The sequence below is a fragment of the uncultured Parvimonas sp. genome (assembly GCF_963524015.1).
Classification (GTDB): Bacteria; Bacillota; Clostridia; order Tissierellales; family Peptoniphilaceae; genus Parvimonas.
Map to the genome: position 1 here is coordinate 139771 of NZ_CAURDT010000003.1, position 23331 is coordinate 163101.

Sequence of the window (23331 nt, forward strand, 5' to 3'; positions counted from 1 at the left end):
TTTATAAAAAAATTAAGTTTATAATAGTGATATATATCATATTCTAAAGGTATCATCACTTTTAAGTTAGATTGTTATGCTATGACAAATTTATACGCAAAAACTTTCATAAGTAATTTTAATATAACATTTATTCACAGCTTAAGAGTTGACGTTATTTTGCATATTTTGATAATATCATCTTTTAAAATATGTATCTTTGACAATTTTTTCTTATTTTATATTTATGTAAAAAAACTTTTGCGTATTTAAAAAAGTTTTTTACTTTCTTTCGTACAAATGAATTAATTCAAAAATGCATAAAAAAACGGCTTTTAATTTTGCCGTTTTAATAAAACTATTTTTAAATTTTTACTTTACATCTTCAATAAAAACTTTTCCGTCTATCACCTTAATTATATTATCAAATTTTTTTAGATGCTCAATAGATGTATTATGTGTTACAATCAAAACTGTTTGATTCGTTTTCAATAAAATATCTTCTAATTTTGAAACACTTTCCGTATCAACACCTGTAAAAGGTTCATCTAAAACCAGTATTTCTCCTTTTCTACACAATATACGAAGTAATGCAAGAACTCTTTTTTCACCACCACTAAAGTTTGAACAGTCATCAGTATTTCTATTAAGAATATCCTTTATCATAGCAATTTCATGAGCATTATTAGGAATATAATCATAGGAATATGAATCAAAAACAGTTATATTTTCTTTTACAGATGCACGATAAATATGCTCATGTTGACTCATATAAAGCAATGTATTTGATAAATTAAGCTCTTTTACATTTTCTCCGTCAATAATGACTTTCCCCTGATTTGGCTTAAGTATTCCAAGTAATAAATTTAAAAAAGTTGACTTTCCTGCACCTGATTTGCCAACAATTGCATATTTTTTCCCTTTTTCTATTTTTAAATTTATATCTTCTAGTTGTAGTTTATCAACTGTGAATTTTACATTATCAAAAATCAGCTCATTTTTAAAATTTTCCAATTCTTTTTTGCTTTCTGTTTCTGATTTTTGATTTAAAAACGAAAGGATATTTTGTTTTGTAGAATTAACTGAACGAATAGCTGTAATGTCGTATAGCAAACTATCAATAGGGTCGATAAATGCAGAAGAATAGCTTAGTGTTGCTATTGCCACACCTACTGTTATCTCTTTTTTATAGAATAAATATCCTACAATTGCAAAAGTTAATGCCCTAACCATTTTGGTCATTAAATCACTTACTCCAAGTACAAGAGCCTTTTTCTTTCCAAATTCATATCTTTTATCTGCTGTTTTATGTAGAATCTCATTATGTCTATTTTTTATATTTTCAATCGTTTTAGAATTTATTAAACCAAAACCTTCAAGCAAATCAGAAATAGTTGAAGTATATTTCCCAAGATGTCTTTGGTATTTACTTCTGCTATTATCCAACATTTTTCCAAATATTTTTGGAATAAAAATCGCAAAAATAGAAGATAAAACTACTACTAGACCAATTTTATAATTGATATTCATAAAAATAATAACTCCATAAATCAACATCATATTTACAGAACGAATTACATCTACAATTGGTTGTAAATAATCTTGTTCTAATGCAGTAATATCATTTGATTGAATAGAAATATATTCCCCTATTGGCTTCTCTCTAAAAACTTTACTATTCATATTAAAAATTTTATCAAAAAAATTCTTTTTAAGTCTTGTTTCAAATGAAATTCCTGATTTAAATGCTACTAAAACACAAAAATATTGCATTAATGAATAAATTCCAAGTAATAAAGCATATAATAGAATTGCTAAAATTATTTGACTTGACGTGCTTTGTAATCCATAGTCGAATAACCACTTTTGAATCAATGGAGTTAATGCTAAACAAATAACTCCAATAAAATCCAATACTACTTGAAGAATAATATATTTTTTAACTTTAGATAAATAATCTTTCATTTTTACTCCTAAATAATTATTTTAATAACATAATTCACTTTTTACACAACTTAATTATATCATACTTTTCATTTCTATAACTTTTTTAGAGGTTAAGTATGATGAAATTAAGTTCTCTTTTTGAAATGTTTATGGTAAACTTAATTATATCATACTAAAAATCAAAATGAAATCTTTAATTTTTAATAAATTTATGAAATTTAAGACTTTACTTTTTGTGTTTTATGCTGTATAATTGTAAAGATAAATTTAAGGAGGTATGTTATGACAAATTTGATTAAGTTTTCTAAAGAAAATATATTTAATTATTTTGATTTTGTTTTAACGACTCTCTTTTTTGATTTTAATAATGGACTTATTGTCTTAAAAAATATTGTATTTAATTATTAATGAAATAACTGTTGTTATTTCATTTTTTTTATATTTTTAAGACTCAAGTAGAAGGAGGATTTATGAATAATAAAGAAATTATCGGTGTAAGGGACAAAGTTCCTGTTACAATGCTTATACCTTTGAGTTTACAACATACTTTTGCTATGTTTGGAGCTTCAGTTTTAGTTCCAATTTTATTTAATGTGAACCCCGGAATTGTTCTTTTGATGAATGGTATAGGTACATTGTTGTTTATTTTTATTACAAAGGGAAAGGCTCCTGCGTATTTAGGTTCAAGTTTTGCCTTCTTAGGAGTAGGTACTGTTATTATAAACACTATGGGTTATAGATATGCTCTTGGGGCATTTGCAACAACAGGATTTTTAGGTTGTATCTTAGCGTATTTAATCTATAAATTCAGAACAGATTGGATAAATATTGTGCTTCCACCTGCAGCAATGGGTGCTGTTGTTTCTCTTATTGGTCTTGAACTTGCAGGAAATACAATAAGAGGCGGAAAAATAGGTGCAAATATATTGACCGAAACTTCAACTAATGCTGATGTTTATGTATTTTTAATCACTCTTTCAGTTGCGATTTTAGGTTCAGTTGTATTTAGAAAATTTTTAGGAACAATTCCAATCCTTATTGCTATCATCTGTGGATATATTGCAGCTTTAGCTTTTGGAATGATTGACTTTTCTACAGTTACATCTTCAACATTATTTACAATACCGGAATTTCAATTTCCAATTTTCGACTTCAAAGCAAGTTTGATAATGCTTCCTGCATTACTCGTTATAACTTCAGAACATATAAGTCATCAAGTTGTAACAAGTAATATAATCGGTCAAAATCTTTTAGAAGATCCGGGCTTACACAGAAGTATCTTTGCCGATAACTTCTCAACTATGTTATCCGCTCTTGTAGGTGGAGTCCCAACAACAACTTATGGAGAAAACATCGGCGTAATGGCAGTTACTAAAGTTTATTCAGTTTATGTAATTGCCGGTGCAGCGGTAATCTCAATATGTATGGCATTTATCGCCCCTTTAAGTATGTTAATTCAAAGCATACCAGGAAATGTAATTGGTGGAATAACATTCTTACTTTACGGAATGATTGGTACTTCTGGAATAAGACTCTTAGTTGATTCAAAAGTTGACTACTCAAATAGCCAAAATTTAATTTTGACTTCAGTTGTATTCGTAACAGGACTTAGTGGAATTTCAATTAATTTCTTTGGAATGCAATTAAAAGGAATGGTTCTTGCAAGTATGGTTGCAGTAGTATTAAGTTTAATATTCCATTTTTTAAACAAATTCGGACTTTCAAATCATAAATAAATAGTAAAAAACTCAACTTTTTGATTCAAAGTTGAGTTTTTTAATTCTATAAAAGTTAGAAGAGCAAAAAGCTTCACGTCATAGTACCAAACTAGTCGGTATTGACCAACACGTCATCTTGAGCGAAACGTAGTGTAGTCGAAAGATCTCAACTATTATTTGTTTACAAATAATAGTAAGTCCTGTACAGGACTTATGTAAAAATAAAACAGCTATATAATTACAACATAAATACCCAAAAGATTTTTAGTTAATATATTTTTTATCCGATGTATCTTCGATACATCAAAATAATCTAATAATATTTTATACCAAAAGTAAAAACTCAACCTTTAGCAAAGTTGAGTTTTTCTATAAAATCCATAATTTTATAAATTATTTTCTAGCCATTTTTGTAATTCATCAAAATCATAATATCCACTTAAGGCTAATCCATCTTTTACTGTAGAATTTTTACATTCTTTTTTGATATCGTCAATCATTCTTCCAAAACCTCCACCACCATGAGTGCAGAAAGGAATAATTGTTTTGCCATCCAAATTTGCATTACGTAAAAAAGTAAGAACTGGTGGTGCAAAAGTCTTAAGCCAATTAGGTGAGCCTATAAAAACTATATCCACATCATCAAGATTTCCTATTTCTTCAGTTAAAGGCGGACAGTATCCCTTATCAATTTCATTTCTAGCTTCTTTTACTGCCGTATTATATGAAAAAGAATAAGGTCTTAGTGGTTTTAATTCCAACAAATCTCCATCTGTAATTAAAGCGATATCTTCCGCTAATTTTCTAGTTATTCCTGAATAGGAATAATACACAACTAAAATTTTCATTTAAATCTCCTTCAAGTTTCAAATCGAAACTTTAATTTTTAATTATTTTTTAAGATAGCTTTGAAAAATTCCTTGTTGTTTTCAGTTTTCTTTATGTTTTTTACTAAATTTTCCATAATTTCGTTAGTATTTGTATTTGAAAGTTTTCTACGAATTAAATTTGCAGATTGTATTTCTTCTTCTGTCAAAAGTAAATCATCTTTTCTTGTTCCTGATTTATAAATATCAATGGCAGGGAAAATTCTAAGTTCCGAAAGTTTTCTACTCAAATGAATTTCCATATTTCCTGTTCCCTTAAATTCTTCATAAATCATATCGTCCATTTTGCTTCCCGTATCCACAAGAGTTGTCGCAATTATAGTTAAACTTCCACCATTTTCAACATTTCTCGCTGAGCCGAAAAATCTTTTAGGCTTATGCAATGCAAAAGGATCAAGTCCACCCGTAAGAGTTTTTCCGGAGGACGGTGTATTTACATTGTAGGCTCTTGAAAGTCTTGTTATGCTGTCAACCAAAATAACTACATCTTCTCCAAGCTCTACAAGTCTTTTTGCTCTTTCAAGTACAAATTCTGCAAGTCTTATATGATTTTGAGGTAATTCATCAAAAGTTGAAGCTATTACTTCAGCTTTTGTAAATCTCTTCATTTCTGTAACTTCTTCTGGTCTTTCTCCAATAAGTAAAACAAAAATCTTGCTCTTTGGATTATTGAGTTCTATGCCTTTTAAAATCGAACGAAGTAGGCTTGTCTTTCCCGCCTTTGGAGGAGCAACAATTAAAGCTCTCTGTCCCTTTCCAATAGGTACTAAAAAGTCAATTATTCTAGTTGAAACTTCGTTCTTTTCAGTTTCTAAAGTATATTTTTCATTCGGATAAATCGGAATTAAATCGTCAAAATCTTTTCTCGATTTTAATTCAGAAACCTTAATATCATTTATTTCATTTATATAGATAAGAGGAGAAAATTTTTCGGTTTCTTTACTCTCTCTAGTTAAACCTAAAATTTTATCTCCCTTTTTAAGCCTAAATCTTCTTATCTGAGTTGGTGAGACATAAATGTCTTCTTCTCCTGAGTCATAGCCATTTGAGCGCAAAAAACCATAACCGTCTGCAGTAATATCAATAAGCCCACAAACTGTTTTTGTATTAGTTTTTGTATTAGTCTTTGAATCATTTTCATTTTCAACGGGCTCATTTATATTAATTCGTTCAGACTCTTCACTTTCAAAGCCATTATCTGCCTTTAAAATTTCAGATATTAATTCATTCTTTTTATACTTTGAAACATTTGCAATTCCATAAGACTTTGCAATAGTTTTTAATTCATCAAGATATTTTCCTTTTAAAAGTTCTATATTCATACTATCTCTTTATCTTTGCATATTCAGGTTTTTTAGAAATTCTATGAGTTGCTTCAATATTTCTAATTGTTCCTGTTTCTGCTCTCATTACAACAGAGTAAGTCTTAACTCTATCATTACCAATATGTCTAACTCCATTAATAAGTTCGCCATCAGTTACCCCTGTTGCAGCAAATAAAACTTCATCCCCTTTTACTAAGTCATTCATTTCTAAAACTTTTAGTGGATCTTCAAGTCCCATAGCTTCACATCTTCTAAATTCTTCTTCATCAGCAGGAACAAGTCTTCCTTGGAAAACTCCACCCAATGCTTTAATAGCCGCAGCAGCTAAAACACCTTCAGGTGCCCCACCGATTCCAACCATTAAATCACAACCACTATTATCAATACAAGTTGCAATGGCTTGAGCAATATCTCCGGCTTCAAAAAGTTTTATTCTCGCACCAAGTTTTCTAACTCTATCTATAATATCTTGATGTCTTTCTCTATTTAAAATACTAACTGTAACTTCTCCAACTTCTTTTCCTAAAGCTCTCGCAAGTCTTCTTATATTCATTTCGATAGGTAAATCAATATGTATGCAATCAACAGCCAAAGGACCCGCTGCAATCTTATCCATATACATATCAGGTGCATGTAATAAACAACCTGCAGGTGCACAAGCAGCAACTGCAATTGCATTTGGCAATCCATTTGCTACAAGGGAAGTTCCATCAACAGGATCAACTGCAATATCAACCTTTGCGACTCCTTCTTGTCCATTTCCTACAACTTCGCCAATATATAACATAGGAGCTTCGTCCATTTCACCTTCTCCAATAACAACAGTTCCTTCCATTGGAAGTTCGTTGAACATTGATCTCATTGCTTCAACAGCTGCTCCATCTGCACCGTTTTTATCGCCTTTTCCTAAAAAATATGAAGAACGAATTGCCGCAGCTTCTGTAACTCTTACTAAATTTAAAGTTAAATTTCTATCCATAGTTTCCTCCTATTATTTAACACTTTCCCAATCTTTTAAAAACTTTTCAATTCCTATATCAGTTAGTGGATGTTTTAACATTTGTTTGAACACCTTATAAGGTACCGTTGCAATATCTGCTCCACTCTTTGCAATTTGAAGAACATGCATTGGAGTTCTTACAGATGCGGCAATGATTTCAGTTGTAATCGCATAATTACTGAAAACTTCAAAAATATCTTCAATTAAAATCATTCCTTCAGAGCTAATATCATCAAGTCTACCTAAAAACGGACTTACATAAGTTGCTCCTGCCTTTGCTGCAAGAAGTGCTTGAGTTGCAGAGAAAATTAAAGTAACATTTGTCTTTATTCCATCTTTACTTAAAACATTAACAGCCTTTAGTCCCTCTTCAGTCATAGGAATTTTTATTACAATATTCTTATTTATCTTACAAAGTTCTCTAGCTTCTTTTACCATTCCTTCAGCTTCAAGACTGATAACTTCCGCTGAAATAGGTCCGTCAACGATTGAAGTGATTTCAGTAATAACTTCAACAAAATCTCTTCCCTCTTTCGCTATCAAAGATGGATTCGTAGTAACTCCATCAAGAATACCCCATTTACTTATCTCTCTTATCTCATCAACATTAGCTGTGTCAATAAAAAATTTCATCAATTGCCTCCTAAATATAATTAATCTATTCGAATATATTTTACCACAAAACAATGCAAAATGCTAACTAAACAAAAAGTTGTTTTAAAAAATTTGGGTATAATCAATTATAACATTATATTTTTTAGAATGGAGGTTTCTATGAATAAATTTTATAAAGAAATATGTAAATACTATGAAGATATTTTTCCAACAAATGAAGCACAATTAAATTTTTTAAATAATATTTCAGATGGAAAAGACTATTTAGACATAGGCTGCGCAACAGGACTCGTTGCAAAAAACTTAGAAAACATAGGAAAAAATGTAACTTGCATCGACTTGGAAGAAAATATGGTAGAAGAAGCAAGAAAAAAAGGACTCAAAGTATATGAAAAAAATATGTTAGAATTAGACTTTGAAGAAAAATTCGACGTCTGCTATTGCATTGGAACAACAATTGCACATTTGGAAGACATAAATCAAATATGTAGCTTCATTTTAAAAACTATGGACTTACTAAAAGAAAACGGAAAATTAGTCTTAAGCTGGGTAAACTTCAAACCTTTCATTCTTAAAAACGACCTATTCCTTGGAGCCTTACCGACTCTTGGAACAAAAGTAAAATTTACAAGAAACTATTACAGAGAAAACAGCAAAATCCGTTTCAACACAGTTCTTACAACAGAAAACGAAAAATTTGAAAACACACAACTCCTAGTTCCACTATTAGTTGATGACCTAATTTCATTCGTAAACAGACTCGGACTAAAATACGAAATCTACGGAAACTTCAAAAAAGACAAATTCGACGAAGAAAACTCCCCGTCAGTAGTATTTGTAATAAGTAAATAGATAAAAAACAAACCTACTCGTTATTCACGAGTAGGTTTGTTAAAATTATAATTTTTCTTTTTTTATGATATTAATACATATACAAGATATAATTATTCCAAAATATAATTTAATAAGTATATAAAAGAATTGTTTAGACAAAAAATCAATAATTCAGTAAAATATGATGGTATTTTTAGCTTATTAAATATTTAATTTTAATACCTGGTAAAAAAGCTAAACAGCTAATTTTTGAACTTTTGATTTCTCCCCTAGCATTTTTTCTATCTCCTGAAGCAGAAAAGAATAATTTTTTCCTAACCCTGGTTACAGCAACATAAAATATGCTTAATTCTTCAATATATTTTTTTTCATTTATACATTTAGGATTTATCCTACATTCTAATACATTGCCATACTTAGCTTTCTTTTCGATACATTCACCACATAAACTAGAGAAATTAGGAAAACAATAAGGTTCTAAATCAGGAATTAACACATTATCCCATTCCAATCCCTTCGCTCCATGAACAGTAGAAATAAACAAATTAGATTTTATCAAATCCATATTCTGCTTTAATGCTCGATTTTCAAAAGTATCTCTTATAAATGCTATTTTATCAGAATTATCTAAGAACTTATATTCAACACATACCCTTTCAAAGAAAACTTCAACAAGCATAATTAATGATTCTACCAATCTATCTTTCTCAGAATATAAATCTTTGAGTTTTCTATAAACTTTATTTAAAATAGTTTTATTAACTCTTCCAAAATTAGATTCATCTAAAATTTGATTGAAAATTCTTAAAGCATTTCTATGAAACATAATGTATTCTTCATCTTCATCTGTAAACAACGCAAAAAAGAAATCAATATGATTATCTTCTAATTTTTTAATAATTGTTGTAATACCTGGTCCTCTTTGCTGAACAAGTATAGCAACACTTTCACCAGAGCTCTTAAATTGTAAATCGGAAATTGTATTTACAACCCACTCAGTTTCTTCCTCATGAGTAGAGTTATATTTTAAATTTATAATAGCATCTTGTAATATATTAGGTTTCTTAGGATTTTTTGCATTTTCTCTTATATTTTTATCTAGTAGCAACATTTGAGGATTGTTTTTAAATCTATAATTTGTTGTCATTACAATTTTTTCCATTTGAAACTTATCAACAGCTTTGCTTAACAAATCAGGAATTGCTCCAATAAACCCATATATTCTTTGTAATGAGTCTCCCATAAAAAAGCACTTGGTATTACTACTCAATAATAAACAAATCAGATTCCAACTAAGAACGTTAGTGTCTTGAAACTCATCTATAATCACAACAGGATATAGTTTTTGAAAAAAACTTAATAATTGAACATTATCTGTCAATATACGTCTTGCTAAAATCAAATATCCATTATATGTAATACACTTTTTTTCAATAAACTTATTTTTCAAAATATCACAGTAAGTATTTTCTAGTCTAATCACTTCATTCTCGTCACAACTAAGTATTTTGTTGTGAAAACAATAAAAAAAATCAAGTTCATTATCAGAAATATTTATATCATATTCTGAAAAAAATTTTTTCTGTTCATCTTTTTTAATTGGTTCGTTCAATACCTTAAAATCATTGATATCTTTCAATCTTTCGTCAAATAAATATCCATAAAGTTTTAATATTCGTCTACATAACCCATGATAATTTGATATATAAATAAAATCGTTTAGGTCATTAGGACTTTGAATTGTATTTAAACCCATTTTTGGTAATTTTTCAGAAATATCTTTTTTCATTTTATAAGCTGCGTTTACGCTAAAAGTTAAAGTAAGAATTTTTTTGTTTTTAGGTATAGTATTATTAGCTAACATATAAGCAATTTTGCTAACCATTGTAGTTGTTTTTCCACAACCTGCAGGTGCTTCAACAACAAGTCTATTGACTCGAGATACTATAATCTCTAGTTGTTTTTTATCTTCACCATGGTTTTGCTTTATTATATCAAAAACATCATTAGATATTTCGTGCATATTTATATACCTTTCTAATAGCTCTTAGATAACAACTTGGAATTTCTTCTATTGACAAATTTTTTCCTATTATTTTACCTAAAACAATACCCTTATTAATCTCAAACCAAGAAACATACATTACTTCATATATATTATCTTTTTCTGAAACATCACAAAATTTATAACCTTTATCTGCATTAATACATTTAAGATCATACTTAAATATAGTGTCCTGTAATTTTTTCTTGCTTATTTCTCTATCAACTCCTTTACTATCATATTCTAGCAATATTTTTTTTAAAGTAGAAAAAGTTCTATTACTAATAACTTGTCTAATCACTTCACTATCAAAACATTTAGTTTTTGTAAAAAATAAGCAATCACTATACATAGTATTTTTTTCTTTATTTTTCTTTTTATCTTTATCAATCACACCAACAGACTTTATTCCTAATTTACTGAATAATTTTATTATTGGATTAATTGAATCTGCACCATTAGCTTTTAATAATGCAATTCCATTTTTATCAAAATCAATTTTAAGTAGTCTTGCAAAAAACGGAAACGCACCAAACTCAGAATCTCCCTCAACAATTATAGCAGCCCTTGCAAATACCGCTTCCTTAATATATTCAAATTGCATAAGTAATTGTTTGCGTTCTGAACTTTCTAATTGTAAGTTACATCCAGATACAGCATATATTATTCCATCTTTTTTATACATTCTAATAATCTTTTCATAATTATCAGTAAGTATATTAGGTGAATGAGTAGTTACAATTATCTGTGCAGAAATTGAACTAATACCAAAGTATTCCTTAAGAAGACTATTAAACTGCTTATCTTCACCATTTGACAAACTTATAATATCTTTCATTATTGCTCTTTGAAGGTAGGGATGCAGATGAATTTCTGGTTCGTCAAATATCAATAATGCTGAAAATTTACTCTCTTTAGATTCTTGTTTCTTTGAAAAATCTATTATTTTTTCCAACAATGACAATAATATTAATAAGTTAAATTGAACTCCATATCCATTATCTGGAATATTAATATTATTTTCATCTTTTAAAAAAAGTATACGTGATAATATCTCCTCTTCATCTACTTCAATATGTGGAGCTATCGAAAATCTCTCAATAGCAGAAAGTTTTTTAAGCACTTCAGATACATGCTTTTCTACTTTTCTAATCTCAGAACTCTTTAGAATACTCTTTGAATCATTGATATCAACATAACGTTTTACAATATAGTTCAAAAAAGCTCCTGCACCTCTTGTTTTTCTAAAATCAATTTCATTCTTAGGATTCCTTAATGAATCATACGATATAATATTTACCTTCTTAATCAAATTTGACTGAATTTGTTCTCCTGATTCAAAATGATAATAACTAATATACTCTTCAGAATTTTTTTGACATGCTATAATATTTATATATTTTGAATCCGTTGGGTCAACTAAATCATCAAACATTCCTATCTCTTCACCAGTTAAACAAAATCTCATTTTTACTTTTATAGAATTATTTTCATTTTTAAAATCTTCCTTAAGAAAAGGCTTTGCTGATAAGACTTTAATTATTCCATTTTGGAAATTAGATTTACCAATATTATTTTCTCCAACTATAAAATTTAAATCGTGGTTAATCGTTGCCTCTAATCCATCAAGATTTCTATAATTTGAGAACTTTACATAAGTCAACTTCATAAAATTTTCTCCCTATTTAAAATAATATATATATATATCAACTTACTAAGGCACTTAACATTTTATTATATTCCCTAATAAATTATTTCCTTCTAATATTTAAAGTACATTTTAAATCACAAATACCTATAGATTCAAGTTCTAAGCAGGCAAAATCTGTTTATTAAAAATCTATTAATAAGTATTTTATTTTACCCCCTCGAATTCGAGGGAGTTAAAGTTCGGATTATTTAACTGTTCCCATATACCTAAATATTCAATAGTGTTATAATTTCTCATCCAGTTTGCAACAACTACATTTGGTTCTTCAATATTCTTATACTTTGCAATATCTGTAAGACTTATATAATCGTTTTTAAAATCTTCAGTATAAATTTGAATTACAAATCCTTTTGCTGAAATTTGTTCTTTAGTTACTTTTGCCACAATGGAATCTCCTTATCTCTAATATATACTTATATACCATAATTCTATCATATATCTTAAAAATTTTCTATACAATACAAATTGCATACGGTTAAAATTTATTATTCCCTTTTTATCAACAAAAAAAGATAGCATTTCTACTATCTATTTTACTTCTGAAACTATTAATTATAAGGAGCTAGAATTAACTTTCCATCTACATATTCTCCCAAAAATACATCACTATATTTTTCTAATCCTTGTTTTTTAATTTCTTCAATCAACCAATCTTCATCTTATATCAGTTTGCAAATGTCCGTCTGTTATCAATGGGAACTTTGGATTTTCTTCTCCATAATGAATAATTATAAGTTGACCATTTTGTTCAACAATGGCTCTTTTCACATCTTTTATTGAATAAACATTATTAGTTCTAAGTTTAAAAGATACATCATGAGCGGATAAACCTACTTTTCTACAATTTTCTATATTAATTTTACCTTCATCAATAACTATCAATGCTTTTCCATCTATAACTTGTTTTACTTTTACAACATGTTGTTTAAGCCATTTTAAGCCTAACACAAGAGCACACCAAATACAAAGAATAGCAATAAACTCTATTATCTTAATACTATTATTGTAAATTACACCACCAATTATTCCCCCAAGTACATAATTTTGAACTTGATCACTTGCCGAATTTGGTGCTAAATTTCCTTTTCCAGAAATATTTATTATAGTTATTAAAGCTAAAAATCCGATTAGCAATTTTATAGCTACTAAAAGAAATGGATTCATTGTTCCCCCCTAAATTTTTATAAAGCTGTTAAAGCTGCTATTGTTCCAAAAATTACACCAGGTATATTTGCTACAATAATAGGCCAATCTTTTTTCTTTTGAAAAAATCCATAACTAACCCATAAAGTACAGTTAATTGCGGCAACCATAGGTTGTAAAAAGCCACTCTTATTTCCGTGTAAGTTATTAATAATTTGTGGAAAATAGGATATATACATTAACATTGCAGTACAAGTTGCTACCCATCCTAAAATTTTAAATGTTTTTTGATTCATAAATTTTCCTTCTTTCTATATTCAATGTTTTAATAGCATACATAATTATATCATATTTTCAGCTTAAAATATCTATTTTAGTGAAATTTTTTACTCATTTTTTATAAATTTCTTAAACCAATTATCCGAAAAATACATCTGTTCTTTGGTATGAAAATAATGCTCTCCATTTTTCATAATAATAAGCCTTGAATTAGTTTTTTATCTTTTTTTTGGATTTTTCAATTTTTCGACTAATTTTTTCAATTACATAATATATTATCTTTTATTTTCATCAATAAGAACCTTACCCTTCCACGATGCTTCGCATCGGGTGGGTTCCCGGGAACCTTGTTGTTTCACAATAAAAAACAGTAAATCATTCACAATTTACCGTTTTTCTATATAATCTATTTTTTCTCCATTTTTTTTACTGCCATAAAATATCTCTGAATTCCCAGTAACACAACGATTCCATCAATTATTGGCAAAACGTACCAAAGGCTCTGTGCTCCAATCATACGAGGTAATAAAATTACAGCTGGAATAAACAAAATTATCTGTCTTAACATAACTAAAATACCGGCTGTTTTACCATCTCCAATCGCTTGAAAAAATGTTATAGTCATAATCATTACCCCATAAACAATGAAAATACTGTACATTATGCGGAAATTCGGAATAGCTAAAAATAGTGTTTCATCGGATAATCCAAATAATCCAAGAATTGGTTTAGCAAAAATTTCTGAAGGTATCCAAAAACAAGCAGCTAATATAATAGAACTGATAGCGAAAACATTGAATATTTTTTTGACCCTGTCATACTGCTCTGCTCCAAAATTGGCACCAATAGCAGGTTGTAATCCTTGACTCATTCCCCAAAGTGGAATGAATGAAAAAGCCTGTATTCTTAAGATAGCCGCCATAATAGCTGCGGATGTTTCTCCACCATAACGAAAAGCTTGACTATAAAGAAAACTCTGCTGAATAATAGTTAACACCTGCATAAGCATAGCAGAAACACCTACGGAAAACATATCTACGGTTATATCCCCTTCTTTTCTAATTATCCCAATTTTTACAACTTTACTTTTTTTCTTAAAATACCAAAGAGTAAAAATTGCCTGAACAAATTGTGCTGTTATCGTAGCGACAGCAGCACCTTCAATACCACGCTCTCTAAATAGTATCATAAGAATCGGATCCAACAATATATTTATACCTGCACCAATTCCCATAATAAGCATTGCTCGTTTCATCAACCCCTCGCCACGCATAACCATATTTGCTGCCTGCGCGAAATTTACAAAAATAGACCCTATAAAAATAATTCGTAAATAACGAGTAGAAAGATTTAAAAGTTCTCCTTTTGCACCAAATACACTAAGTAATTGTTGGCAAAATAAGATCCCTAAAACAGTAACAATTGTTGACAATGTTAGAATCCAAAAACAAAGATTTCCCATAACTTTATCTATTATTTTTTGATTTCCTTCTCCAATGGCTCTGGATAATAGTGACGCTGAACCTACCCCAATTAAAGTTGCGATACCCGTATTGATATATGTGAACGGAGTGGCAATTCCTACAGCGGTCATAGCTTTCTCTCCAAGTATCTGGCCGGCAAAAATCCCATCCATTAGCGGATATAAGCCGATAACAATCATCCCTAATATTGCCGGCAATGAAAGTTTAATTAATATTTGTAACGGTTTAGCTGTTAAGAGCTCTTTACTATCTTTATTCATCTAATTACACCTCTTCTCTATTTATCATTAAAACATCAATTATCATTTTCTCAAGAACTTGACGTTGTGAAACTAAATGTTCCCTAATTCCCAATGTCTCACAACTCAAGATAATAGTATTAAGTAAATCATTGAGTAATTTCAAAGATTCTTCACAAATTTCTCCATAGTCATATTCATCCAGCATTCGTTTAAAATTTTTGATATAACTGTCCTGTAATTTTTTATAAAGTTCCTGTAAGTCTTCATCTTCCTTCATTGACTGCAAAAACATAACATATATTGGAATAAATATATTAGTAGAAAGTGCCCTATCAACAGTAATTTCAGCTAATAACTCTACACTTAAAGGCTTAGAAATTTCACATATCTTTTTTTCAATAATGTCTTCTCGATATTTACAACCTCTTAACATCAAATCGTATAGAATTTCAGTTGTACTTTTATAATAGTGGTACAAACCTCCTGTGGACAGTCCAGTAGCTTTTACTAAATCATACATACTTGTGTTTTTATATCCTTTTCTTGTAAAAACATCTAATGCAATATTTTGTATTTTCAATTTTCTTTCTCTTGATGTTAGTCGTTCTCTAGTCATTTTGTCCTCCTTACCGACATAACTATCGGTAATAATAGATTAACACTAACTAACTTAATTGTCAATACCTTAATATTACAAAAATCATAATAAACAAATAAATAATAACTTTTTGTTCACACAAAAAAGACTACTTATCTACTTCTGATAAATAGTCTTCTCATCCAATTTTTAGATTTTTCCATTTAAGAGTTTCTTAGTTTTTCTAAAATTCTATCTCTCTTCATTTTCAAAACATTCATATCTTTAAATTTATAATTTCGTATTAACATAACATTAATTTTGTTTAAATTTTGTTAAACCATATTATAATAACATATTCTATTCAATATATTCAGCATTTACTTTATATTATTTTAAAACAAAAACCTACTAATTAATATCTTAGTAGCATTTTTGTAAATTTATTATACACAACTTCTGACTTAATCCTCTCAAATTCGACCAAACTTAAGCTAATACTATATAAATTCACTAAACCATTTATCCAAAAAAATCATTTGTTCTTCAGTGTGAAAATAATGCTCTCCATTTTTCATAATAGTAAGACTAGAATTAGTTTTATTCGTAAAATTCGTCATTGTTTCCAAAGAAGTTAGAAAGTCATTTTCTGCATAGAGAATATCTGTTGGTATATTCCAAACTATCGGATTATTCCTAACATAAGTAAGATATTCCCAAGACAAAGTTTCACCAAAGGATGTTGCAATTTCTTTTTTATTATATAATTCTTCCTCTGAAATATTAGACATTTTCATCATATTTAAAATTAGTTTTTCCATATCTACAATTGGAGAAATAAACATAGCTTTTTTAATTTTTTTATCCGATAATGCAAGCATAGAATAATAAGCTCCCAAACTATTTGCTATTAAGTAAATATCATCATATTCTGAGACTATGGAATCAAAAAATTTTGAAAATTCTATCTTTGCATCCCAAGGAAATTCAGATTTGTAATCAAAGCCAATAATTTTATATTCATCACTAAAAAATTTTTTATAATGTTCTGCTTCAACAGAATTTCCGCCTTTCCCATGTATGTATATAACTGCATTTTTCATTATAACACCTCTATTTTTTATAAAATTCGGGATTAAATATAATTGTTCCATATTTTAATTTAGGTAATTTAATTATCTCATCATATAATTTATTAACTTCTTTAAACGGCTTAATAGATAAATGTTCTATATTTTCAAGACTTAAAAGTGGAGTGTAATCCTTACTTTTTACAATACTTGTAAAAAATCTAAAAAATCTTAATTGCTTCATATCTTTCAAAAAATCAATAGAATCTATATGAATATTTTTCGGAGCAAAGCAATCCCCCTCAATTGTAAGACTTTCCAATTTGTTAAGTTTTGTAAGTGGACTATAATCGTCAATTTTTTGAAAATTTTCAACTGTTAAAGCTACTAAATTTTCTAATTTCGAAATTGGTTCAATACTTCCCACACTTGAACCTGAGCCTAAATGCAAATATTCAAGATTTACAAGATTTGAAATCTTAGAAATATCAGGATAAACTCCCCATTTAATATATAATTTTTTAAGATTTTGTTGTGAACAAACCGCATTAAACAACTCTTGTGGCATTCTTGTACAAAATGTAAGTTCTGTAAAAGTCGTTGGATTTTTAATTAAAAAATCACACCATTCATTTACAACATTTTTTCTTGCCTTTGCAGTTTTGTACTTTGAATTAGAACTATCATCCAATTGAGTACAATTTATTATAATTGCACTTTCTCCATTATATTCAGAAACCTCTACAATACTTCTAGGTCTATTTTCATTTTTGAAGTAATAATCATAACCGTATATTAATTGTTTTTCATTTAAAACCATTTTTTACTCCTTCCTATTTAAGAAGATTATATCTAAATTTTTATTGCAAATACTTTATTATGATTATATCATAAGTATATATTTCATTCAATTTGAGTTGATATGCTCGTGGGCTTTAGGGGATTTACATAATTTATGTATCTTCGATACATTTATTTTTGCTTGATTAAAAGCAAAACTATGAGATCTTTCGACTACACTACGTTTCGCTCAAGATGACGTATAAGGAAAAATCTTCGATTAAGGGCTTAACGTTAAAAGTAAATAAACTTCAAATATTATTAAAAAATGAATTTAAAAATTGCATAAAAAATAATATAATTCACGTGACGATATCAAGCAAAACAACGCCCCTAACACGTTATCTCGACCGAAATGAGTGAAACGAATGAAGCGAATCTAGCCCTAACTTTGTTTACTTGTAAACAAAAGTAGGTCTGACGGGGTAATTGTATCTTTAGATACAATTACTCTGGAAATCTCATATTTTGTTATAGAAAAAGATGATATTTCTATCGCCTTGTAATTACTTTTTAATAAATAAAATTCAAACTCTATACAGCAAAAAAACAGTAAATCTTACGACTTACTGTTTAAAAAAATCTTTAAATTCTTCTTTAAATTCTAATATTTCATCTTCAGGAAGATGATGTATATAGTCATTAATGTCATTTGAGTCAGTATAACCACTTAATATTTTATCCGGGCAATCATATCCTAATTTCCTAGCAACTTGTACTGCAAATTCATTAAATGCATTTCCAACAGCTGTTATAATATTTCCATCTTCAACTACTGATTGTGGTAAAAAATTATTTTCTTCAATAAAGGCAAATGATTCTCTCATTTCAACAAATAAAGAATCTGTATATTTTTTTCCTTTCAACAAACCTGCTTGTGCTAGGAATATTGGACCGGAACAAATTGCACCAATGATAAAACTATCATCATTTACAAAACTTTCTAAAAATTCTTTGATTTTTTTATTTCGTATTGGTTGTCTTAAGTCGCTACATCCAGAAAGAATCAAACAATCATAATCATCTTTACAAAACTCAGAACAAGTTTTTACAGGATTTATCAAAATTCCTTCTTCACTCCTAACGGGGCTTAATTCTGTATATATTACATCGGTAAAAGTATCAAAATACCAACGAAATATATACATTAGATTTGCAATTTCTTGCAAACTAAAATCAGGATAAACCAATAATGCAATTCTTTTTTTCATTTCCTATACCTCCATTTTTTTCTTTTTACCTATACATAGCCAATTCTATGCTATCCATGTATTGCCCTAATGACATATTGAATTTATTATAGTCTGCATCTTTGAACTCATCTGTTGCACAGGCAACGGAAACTCTTACAGTTTGTAATTGATTAAAGAATGTTATCATTAATGGAACTTGAATAATCTTTGAAACTCCACGAATTGTCATAGCTCTCGCTTCATCCAATTGTAAAATTTCTTCTTTTGAATTGATATTCACTTTATTATTATCAACTAGAATTTCTACATTATCATAATATTCGTATGCTAAACTAACTGCTTTACAAATATTCTCCCAGCCAACTTTATATGTCAAATTATATTCAGCTAAAAGCCAATCATTTTCTTTTTTTACGCCCAATAGTAACATAATCTCTTCTCCTCCAAATTTATTTAAACTTAAATAAGTCCTTCAGCATTCATACGAATTGCATAGAACTCCTGAAATGTATCCGGTTCATTTTCTATTGTTTCTTTCATTTGAATCAACTTTCTTTTTCCAACTCGTCTATCTAAAATCGCAAAAATTCTTACTAGTAAATTTTCACTTTTTAGGCTTATTTCTATACTTTGATTGTCAAATTCTGCAAAGGCTTTGTAAAAACAACGTTGGTCAAATACTCCCAATTTTAAAGCTGTATCGTCCATAAATGCATTTTCTTTTTTCATTCTTTCTTCGTATTTTTCATCTTTAGGAAATAAATCGGCTTTAAACCAGTTATTCCAAAAACAACCTTTGATGATTTCTTTTCCGTCATATCTTATTGCTGCTCGTCCCTCGTGGTCAGGACTTTTGCTATAAGTTGTAGCAAAATATTGAATATGTCCTTGAAGACTTTCAGCAAGATATTCTCTTTCAAGTTTTTTCCTTATACCGCTCCAACTACTCAATATTATATCTCCCTTTTAAATCAATTTTATTTAGCTATATTTTGACTATTTCCTAAAAATAGAAATCGGAACAAAATTTACATAAATAGAAAGGCCAATGCAAATTAATACATTTTTAGAATCTCCAGGCATTGTCTCTAAAAACATTCTCCAACTAGTATTGGAAAAATAGGAATTATAAATTATAGCGGAATATATAAAATTAATAGAACATAATGCAGTTATCAACAAACTTATCCTTTTAAAAACTATGAAATTTTCATCTCGAAATTCCTTAACACGACCTATTAAGGCAAAATTAATTCCTGCAATTGCAATTATTAACCACATATCTGCCTCCTAAAAATATTTTCTTATTATTTTATATTTTACATCATATTTATTGATATTTCAAATATAAAAAAACAGTAAATCATATTGACTTACTGTTTAAATCATTTTTCTATTTCTTATCTCTAAAAAGTGGAATCGCATTTATTAAAATAGACATAAAAACGCAAAACCATAATATCCTACTAACTGTTGGAATAACGTCCATAAGTGCACTCCAATCTTCTTTAAGGACATAGCTTGAAGCCTCAGAGTAAAATGCACATGCAGTCAATGCTGTTAGTGATAAACTTATAAACCCGAACCATTTTGAATTTTTATTATTAAATGAAAATACAATATTCAATATTGCAAAAATTATCGCTCCAATACCAATTATTAACCACATATTTGCCTCCTTAAATTCCACTTTTATTTGCTAATTTATATTTTACATCATATTTATTGATATTTCAAATATAAAAAAACAGTAAATCATATTGACTTACTGTTAAACTGCTGTATTTTAGCTTAAACAAAATCAAATTTATAAATCTCTACGCAAATAAATCATATCAACCAATTGGATACCGTCTTCATATATTGGGTGATTATAATTATCCGTAAAAAAATTTTTGACAATATGCGAGCGAGAAAATCCACATTTCAAATAAAAATCAATGGTTTTAGGACTATCTCCCGTACCAACTTGTAATGTAGAAAATTGATTTTTATATTTAGTAACAACAAAATCAATTAGAATTTTTCCGTAACCCATTCTTTGAAAGTTAGGGTTTGTAGCAATATTTTTTATTTCAAGAACTCCATTTCCCTCATCAGTAACTACACATTCAGATTTAACACCATTATCCTCTAAAATAAACATTATTCCTCTATCAATATATTTGTCAATCATATCTTCTTGTTCATCAGCAAGAAGCAGAAGCTCCATATACTGCTTTTTGTTTTTTCTAATTTCCAATATCTTCATAATTTTATCCTACAATCTCAACTTATTTCATCTTTTATATTCATCATCACATTATTATACATATTTTTCAAACCTAGACTGTTCAATTACCTTATCTCCAAGCAAAGTAATTGCCTTTTGTGGACATAGACTTATACATCTATAACACATTGTGCATTTGTTTTCAGGAACTGCCTTTTTATCTTTTATGCGGATATTTTTCATCGGACAAACCCTACTACATAAACCACAACCATTACAATCATCGTTTATTTTTAATTTATCAGTATATCCCATAGTTTTACGATAAAACCATAATCTTTGACCAAAAAGTCCCTTCAAATGTGATATGAAAGATAGTCCTTCTCTTGGATATTTTCCATTTTTAATCTGTTCTGCAACTTCTTCTAATCGCTTATCTGCATTTTTTACTATTTGCCTATTTTCTTCAATAGATTTTTTCAAAAGCTTACTGTCGCAAACGGAGTCAGGCATTTTTATCTGTATGCCTCCCAGAATTTCTGCTCCATATTTTTTTAAAATTCTTGCAGTACATCCCGCTCCATCTCCACTGAAAAGTCCCATTGTATTTATACAAAAAACTTTTTTACCTTTCCAAAGAGAACTATTTTTCTTAATAAAATCTCGTACCATAAATGGAGCATTGGAAAATTGAGTTGGGTAGCCTAAAAAAATTACATCCTCTTCTTTTAATAAATCTATAATCAGTGGAAATTCTAAAGGAACACATTTTGACTTATCATCTATCAAATTTACAAGTTTTTCAACACAATGTTTCGTGTTTCCTGTTCCACTTAAATAAATGCCTATCATATATTCCTCCAATGAATTCTAATCTACCAATTTTACTTTTCTATATTATCTAAAAATTCTTCTACTTTTTCCAAATATTCTTTTGGCTGATCCCCGTGAATGTCGTGCATAGAATCGAATCCCTCAATTAAAGTACTACCTTTAATCAATTCTTTAACACGCTTTGCATCTTTTTCATCCATTGCAGAGATCAGAAGTCCATCTTTATTATAATAAGAAGGAGCTGTATTTTTTGGTGGCTTTACATGTAATATACAAGTTGGAACAGTAATTTCTTTCAATAATTCCTCTTGTTTTATTCCCTTAAAGAAACTGAAATCATAGAATGCATCTCCGAATCTTAAGTCATAATCACCTGTTTTATCTTGTAAATTAGCTGTTAATTGAAGTAAAGTATTTACTCCTAACTTTGGTGGATAATACCAAATAACCGGTATTTTAGTCTTATCCTTTTGAAATCTTTTCATTGCAGGTTTAGCCACAATTTTATCCCAATTATCTTTTCCACCCTCATTAAACAGTTTTCGCATCGGATCATTCTTTAGATAATATTCAAAATAACTAGTATTAGGTTTTTCAGTTAAATAATTGTGAATATTTTCAAATGTTTTATAAGAAAATGTATTTTCAGCACGTCCTTTTTCTGTTGCAAAAAATGGTCCGTCTTCTAAAATAATCGCTTTTACATTTTGCGGAAATTTAGCACCTAGATATGCAGTAATTAAGGCACCTGATGAATGTCCTGAAATAATTGTTTTTTCTCCAATTTTTTCTTGAATAAATGATGCAATATCGGACCCTATGCTTTCAATATTATATAAATCAGGATTTTTACTTGACTTTCCATGTCCATAATAATCAAGTGCAAAGACATGATATTTTTTTACTAATTCAGGAAATACAGTACGATAATCCTTCCAATCTACCATTTGTCCATGCAATAATAGAATAGCCGGGCCATTTTTTGGACCTTCAACATAATTTATTACATTTCCATTTTTTAAATTAAATTGTTTTTCTTCTAAGCCTATACTTGAAGCCTTATTCTTCCTGAACTTTTCACCTGAATAGTCATAATTTAGATTATAAATTGCATAGATTACAACAAAAACAGCTATAACTAAAAGCAATATCCCTATAAATTTTAATATTCTAATCTTCATCGCTTAAATCTCCTTGAATACTCATCAAAATTTTTGTTGCTGAATCTCCATTTAGAATTGCCAATCCTCTCCTTTCGTCTCCAAGTATTAGCAAATTATCTCCTGTTTCTATAGAAAAAATTTCTCTTGCCTCTTTTGGAATAACAATCTGTCCTTTAGTTCCTACCTTCGCAGTCCATGCATGTAGTTTTTTATCTTTTTTACTTTTCATAATTA

General features: G+C 28.6%; 25 protein-coding genes and 1 pseudogene. 3 read left to right on the forward strand and 23 right to left on the reverse strand.

Annotated elements, in window-relative coordinates; genetic code table 11:
* Nucleotides 1–351: 351 nt before the first annotated feature.
* A complete protein-coding gene (locus tag RWJ08_RS05195) occupies nucleotides 352–1944 on the reverse strand; it encodes an ABC transporter ATP-binding protein (RefSeq protein WP_313961313.1) in 1593 nt (530 codons plus the stop codon).
* A 264-nt stretch (nucleotides 1945–2208) separates the two neighbouring features.
* Here RWJ08_RS05195 and RWJ08_RS05200 point away from each other — a divergent pair, with 264 nt between their 5' ends.
* The gene (locus tag RWJ08_RS05200; protein ID WP_009354988.1) at nucleotides 2209–2334 is read left to right on the forward strand and encodes a hypothetical protein; all 126 of its coding nucleotides are present in this window, start codon (nucleotides 2209–2211) and stop codon (nucleotides 2332–2334) included.
* A gap of 62 nt (nucleotides 2335–2396) precedes the next feature.
* On the forward strand, nucleotides 2397–3662 hold the full coding sequence (uraA, locus tag RWJ08_RS05205; protein WP_313961314.1) for a uracil permease: 1266 nt from the start codon (nucleotides 2397–2399) through the stop codon (nucleotides 3660–3662).
* A gap of 368 nt (nucleotides 3663–4030) precedes the next feature.
* Here uraA and RWJ08_RS05210 read toward each other — a convergent pair whose 3' ends face one another.
* From RWJ08_RS05210 to fsa, 4 genes are read right to left on the reverse strand one after another with little or no spacing between them, the layout of a single operon-like run.
* Complete coding sequence (locus tag RWJ08_RS05210; protein ID WP_009354322.1) at nucleotides 4031–4492, reverse strand: flavodoxin; 462 nt, start codon at nucleotides 4490–4492, stop codon at nucleotides 4031–4033.
* Nucleotides 4493–4530: 38 nt separating this feature from the next.
* Nucleotides 4531–5853, reverse strand: a complete 1323-nt coding sequence (gene rho, locus RWJ08_RS05215) for a transcription termination factor Rho (protein ID WP_313961315.1) — start codon at nucleotides 5851–5853, stop codon at nucleotides 4531–4533.
* Between the two features lies 1 nt (nucleotide 5854).
* On the reverse strand, nucleotides 5855–6835 hold the full coding sequence (glpX, locus tag RWJ08_RS05220) for a class II fructose-bisphosphatase (RefSeq protein WP_004832662.1): 981 nt from the start codon (nucleotides 6833–6835) through the stop codon (nucleotides 5855–5857).
* A gap of 12 nt (nucleotides 6836–6847) precedes the next feature.
* Nucleotides 6848–7489: a fructose-6-phosphate aldolase gene (gene fsa, locus RWJ08_RS05225; protein WP_009354330.1), complete on the reverse strand. Its 642-nt coding sequence runs from the start codon at nucleotides 7487–7489 to the stop codon at nucleotides 6848–6850.
* Nucleotides 7490–7630: 141 nt separating this feature from the next.
* Between fsa and RWJ08_RS05230 the strand changes: the two genes are divergently transcribed.
* The gene (locus RWJ08_RS05230; RefSeq protein WP_313961316.1) at nucleotides 7631–8323 is read left to right on the forward strand and encodes a class I SAM-dependent methyltransferase; all 693 of its coding nucleotides are present in this window, start codon (nucleotides 7631–7633) and stop codon (nucleotides 8321–8323) included.
* 175 nt (nucleotides 8324–8498) lie between these two features.
* Here RWJ08_RS05230 and RWJ08_RS05235 read toward each other — a convergent pair whose 3' ends face one another.
* The 18 genes and pseudogenes from RWJ08_RS05235 to RWJ08_RS05320 form a co-directional block, all read right to left on the reverse strand.
* The gene (locus RWJ08_RS05235) at nucleotides 8499–10328 is read right to left on the reverse strand and encodes an ATP-dependent helicase (protein WP_313961317.1); all 1830 of its coding nucleotides are present in this window, start codon (nucleotides 10326–10328) and stop codon (nucleotides 8499–8501) included.
* Entirely contained in the window at nucleotides 10312–12018 is a 1707-nt protein-coding gene (locus RWJ08_RS05240) for an AAA family ATPase (RefSeq protein ID WP_313961318.1), read from the reverse strand. Before RWJ08_RS05240 ends, RWJ08_RS05235 begins: the two co-directional genes overlap by 17 nt.
* Nucleotides 12019–12213: 195 nt before the next feature.
* Nucleotides 12214–12444, reverse strand: a pseudogene (locus RWJ08_RS05245) (KilA-N domain-containing protein); the annotation flags it as partial.
* Between the two features lie 270 nt (nucleotides 12445–12714).
* A complete protein-coding gene (locus RWJ08_RS05250) occupies nucleotides 12715–13224 on the reverse strand; it encodes a YetF domain-containing protein (protein ID WP_313961319.1) in 510 nt (169 codons plus the stop codon).
* Between the two features lie 17 nt (nucleotides 13225–13241).
* Nucleotides 13242–13499, reverse strand: coding sequence for a SemiSWEET family transporter (locus RWJ08_RS05255; RefSeq protein WP_313961320.1), 258 nt, complete (start codon nucleotides 13497–13499; stop codon nucleotides 13242–13244).
* 389 nt (nucleotides 13500–13888) lie between these two features.
* Nucleotides 13889–15226, reverse strand: a complete 1338-nt coding sequence (locus RWJ08_RS05260) for an MATE family efflux transporter (RefSeq protein ID WP_313961321.1) — start codon at nucleotides 15224–15226, stop codon at nucleotides 13889–13891.
* A 4-nt stretch (nucleotides 15227–15230) separates the two neighbouring features.
* A complete protein-coding gene (locus tag RWJ08_RS05265) occupies nucleotides 15231–15824 on the reverse strand; it encodes a TetR/AcrR family transcriptional regulator (protein WP_313961322.1) in 594 nt (197 codons plus the stop codon).
* 461 nt (nucleotides 15825–16285) lie between these two features.
* Nucleotides 16286–16888 carry an alpha/beta hydrolase gene (locus RWJ08_RS05270; protein WP_313961323.1) on the reverse strand — a complete coding sequence of 201 codons (603 nt, stop codon included), beginning with the start codon at nucleotides 16886–16888 and terminating at the stop codon, nucleotides 16286–16288.
* A 10-nt stretch (nucleotides 16889–16898) separates the two neighbouring features.
* Nucleotides 16899–17675: a leucine-rich repeat domain-containing protein gene (locus tag RWJ08_RS05275; protein ID WP_313961324.1), complete on the reverse strand. Its 777-nt coding sequence runs from the start codon at nucleotides 17673–17675 to the stop codon at nucleotides 16899–16901.
* Between the two features lie 586 nt (nucleotides 17676–18261).
* Complete coding sequence (locus RWJ08_RS05280) at nucleotides 18262–18906, reverse strand: DJ-1/PfpI family protein (RefSeq protein ID WP_313961325.1); 645 nt, start codon at nucleotides 18904–18906, stop codon at nucleotides 18262–18264.
* Between the two features lie 25 nt (nucleotides 18907–18931).
* A complete protein-coding gene (locus tag RWJ08_RS05285; RefSeq protein WP_313961326.1) occupies nucleotides 18932–19318 on the reverse strand; it encodes a hypothetical protein in 387 nt (128 codons plus the stop codon).
* A 29-nt stretch (nucleotides 19319–19347) separates the two neighbouring features.
* Entirely contained in the window at nucleotides 19348–19839 is a 492-nt protein-coding gene (locus tag RWJ08_RS05290) for a hypothetical protein (RefSeq protein WP_313961327.1), read from the reverse strand.
* 45 nt (nucleotides 19840–19884) lie between these two features.
* Entirely contained in the window at nucleotides 19885–20169 is a 285-nt protein-coding gene (locus RWJ08_RS05295; RefSeq protein WP_313961328.1) for a hypothetical protein, read from the reverse strand.
* Nucleotides 20170–20281: 112 nt separating this feature from the next.
* Nucleotides 20282–20557, reverse strand: coding sequence for a hypothetical protein (locus RWJ08_RS05300; protein WP_269753419.1), 276 nt, complete (start codon nucleotides 20555–20557; stop codon nucleotides 20282–20284).
* 138 nt (nucleotides 20558–20695) lie between these two features.
* Nucleotides 20696–21139 (reverse strand): N-acetyltransferase, encoded by a 444-nt coding sequence (locus RWJ08_RS05305; protein ID WP_278553512.1) that lies wholly within the window; start codon nucleotides 21137–21139, stop codon nucleotides 20696–20698.
* 54 nt (nucleotides 21140–21193) lie between these two features.
* Nucleotides 21194–21952, reverse strand: coding sequence for an EFR1 family ferrodoxin (locus RWJ08_RS05310; RefSeq protein WP_313961329.1), 759 nt, complete (start codon nucleotides 21950–21952; stop codon nucleotides 21194–21196).
* A 32-nt stretch (nucleotides 21953–21984) separates the two neighbouring features.
* Nucleotides 21985–23115: an alpha/beta hydrolase gene (locus RWJ08_RS05315; RefSeq protein WP_313961330.1), complete on the reverse strand. Its 1131-nt coding sequence runs from the start codon at nucleotides 23113–23115 to the stop codon at nucleotides 21985–21987.
* Nucleotides 23105–23326: an AbrB/MazE/SpoVT family DNA-binding domain-containing protein gene (locus tag RWJ08_RS05320; protein ID WP_040596956.1), complete on the reverse strand. Its 222-nt coding sequence runs from the start codon at nucleotides 23324–23326 to the stop codon at nucleotides 23105–23107. Before RWJ08_RS05320 ends, RWJ08_RS05315 begins: the two co-directional genes overlap by 11 nt.
* Nucleotides 23327–23331: the final 5 nt, after the last annotated feature.

Bases quoted from the DNA above. Each gene is read 5' to 3' on its own strand.
- RWJ08_RS05195 (WP_313961313.1), bottom strand. From the start codon at position 1,944: ATGAAAGATTATTTATCTAAAGTTAAAAAATATATTATTCTTCAAGTA.
- RWJ08_RS05200 (WP_009354988.1), top strand. From the start codon at position 2,209: ATGACAAATTTGATTAAGTTTTCTAAAGAAAATATATTTAATTATTTT.
- uraA (WP_313961314.1), top strand. From the start codon at position 2,397: ATGAATAATAAAGAAATTATCGGTGTAAGGGACAAAGTTCCTGTTACA.
- RWJ08_RS05210 (WP_009354322.1), bottom strand. From the start codon at position 4,492: ATGAAAATTTTAGTTGTGTATTATTCCTATTCAGGAATAACTAGAAAA.
- rho (WP_313961315.1), bottom strand. From the start codon at position 5,853: ATGAATATAGAACTTTTAAAAGGAAAATATCTTGATGAATTAAAAACT.
- glpX (WP_004832662.1), bottom strand. From the start codon at position 6,835: ATGGATAGAAATTTAACTTTAAATTTAGTAAGAGTTACAGAAGCTGCG.
- fsa (WP_009354330.1), bottom strand. From the start codon at position 7,489: ATGAAATTTTTTATTGACACAGCTAATGTTGATGAGATAAGAGAGATA.
- RWJ08_RS05230 (WP_313961316.1), top strand. From the start codon at position 7,631: ATGAATAAATTTTATAAAGAAATATGTAAATACTATGAAGATATTTTT.
- RWJ08_RS05235 (WP_313961317.1), bottom strand. From the start codon at position 10,328: ATGCACGAAATATCTAATGATGTTTTTGATATAATAAAGCAAAACCAT.
- RWJ08_RS05240 (WP_313961318.1), bottom strand. From the start codon at position 12,018: ATGAAGTTGACTTATGTAAAGTTCTCAAATTATAGAAATCTTGATGGA.
- RWJ08_RS05250 (WP_313961319.1), bottom strand. From the start codon at position 13,224: ATGAATCCATTTCTTTTAGTAGCTATAAAATTGCTAATCGGATTTTTA.
- RWJ08_RS05255 (WP_313961320.1), bottom strand. From the start codon at position 13,499: ATGAATCAAAAAACATTTAAAATTTTAGGATGGGTAGCAACTTGTACT.
- RWJ08_RS05260 (WP_313961321.1), bottom strand. From the start codon at position 15,226: ATGAATAAAGATAGTAAAGAGCTCTTAACAGCTAAACCGTTACAAATA.
- RWJ08_RS05265 (WP_313961322.1), bottom strand. From the start codon at position 15,824: ATGACTAGAGAACGACTAACATCAAGAGAAAGAAAATTGAAAATACAA.
- RWJ08_RS05270 (WP_313961323.1), bottom strand. From the start codon at position 16,888: ATGAAAAATGCAGTTATATACATACATGGGAAAGGCGGAAATTCTGTT.
- RWJ08_RS05275 (WP_313961324.1), bottom strand. From the start codon at position 17,675: ATGGTTTTAAATGAAAAACAATTAATATACGGTTATGATTATTACTTC.
- RWJ08_RS05280 (WP_313961325.1), bottom strand. From the start codon at position 18,906: ATGAAAAAAAGAATTGCATTATTGGTTTATCCTGATTTTAGTTTGCAA.
- RWJ08_RS05285 (WP_313961326.1), bottom strand. From the start codon at position 19,318: ATGTTACTATTGGGCGTAAAAAAAGAAAATGATTGGCTTTTAGCTGAA.
- RWJ08_RS05295 (WP_313961328.1), bottom strand. From the start codon at position 20,169: ATGTGGTTAATAATTGCAATTGCAGGAATTAATTTTGCCTTAATAGGT.
- RWJ08_RS05300 (WP_269753419.1), bottom strand. From the start codon at position 20,557: ATGTGGTTAATAATTGGTATTGGAGCGATAATTTTTGCAATATTGAAT.
- RWJ08_RS05305 (WP_278553512.1), bottom strand. From the start codon at position 21,139: ATGAAGATATTGGAAATTAGAAAAAACAAAAAGCAGTATATGGAGCTT.
- RWJ08_RS05310 (WP_313961329.1), bottom strand. From the start codon at position 21,952: ATGATAGGCATTTATTTAAGTGGAACAGGAAACACGAAACATTGTGTT.
- RWJ08_RS05315 (WP_313961330.1), bottom strand. From the start codon at position 23,115: ATGAAGATTAGAATATTAAAATTTATAGGGATATTGCTTTTAGTTATA.
- RWJ08_RS05320 (WP_040596956.1), bottom strand. From the start codon at position 23,326: ATGAAAAGTAAAAAAGATAAAAAACTACATGCATGGACTGCGAAGGTA.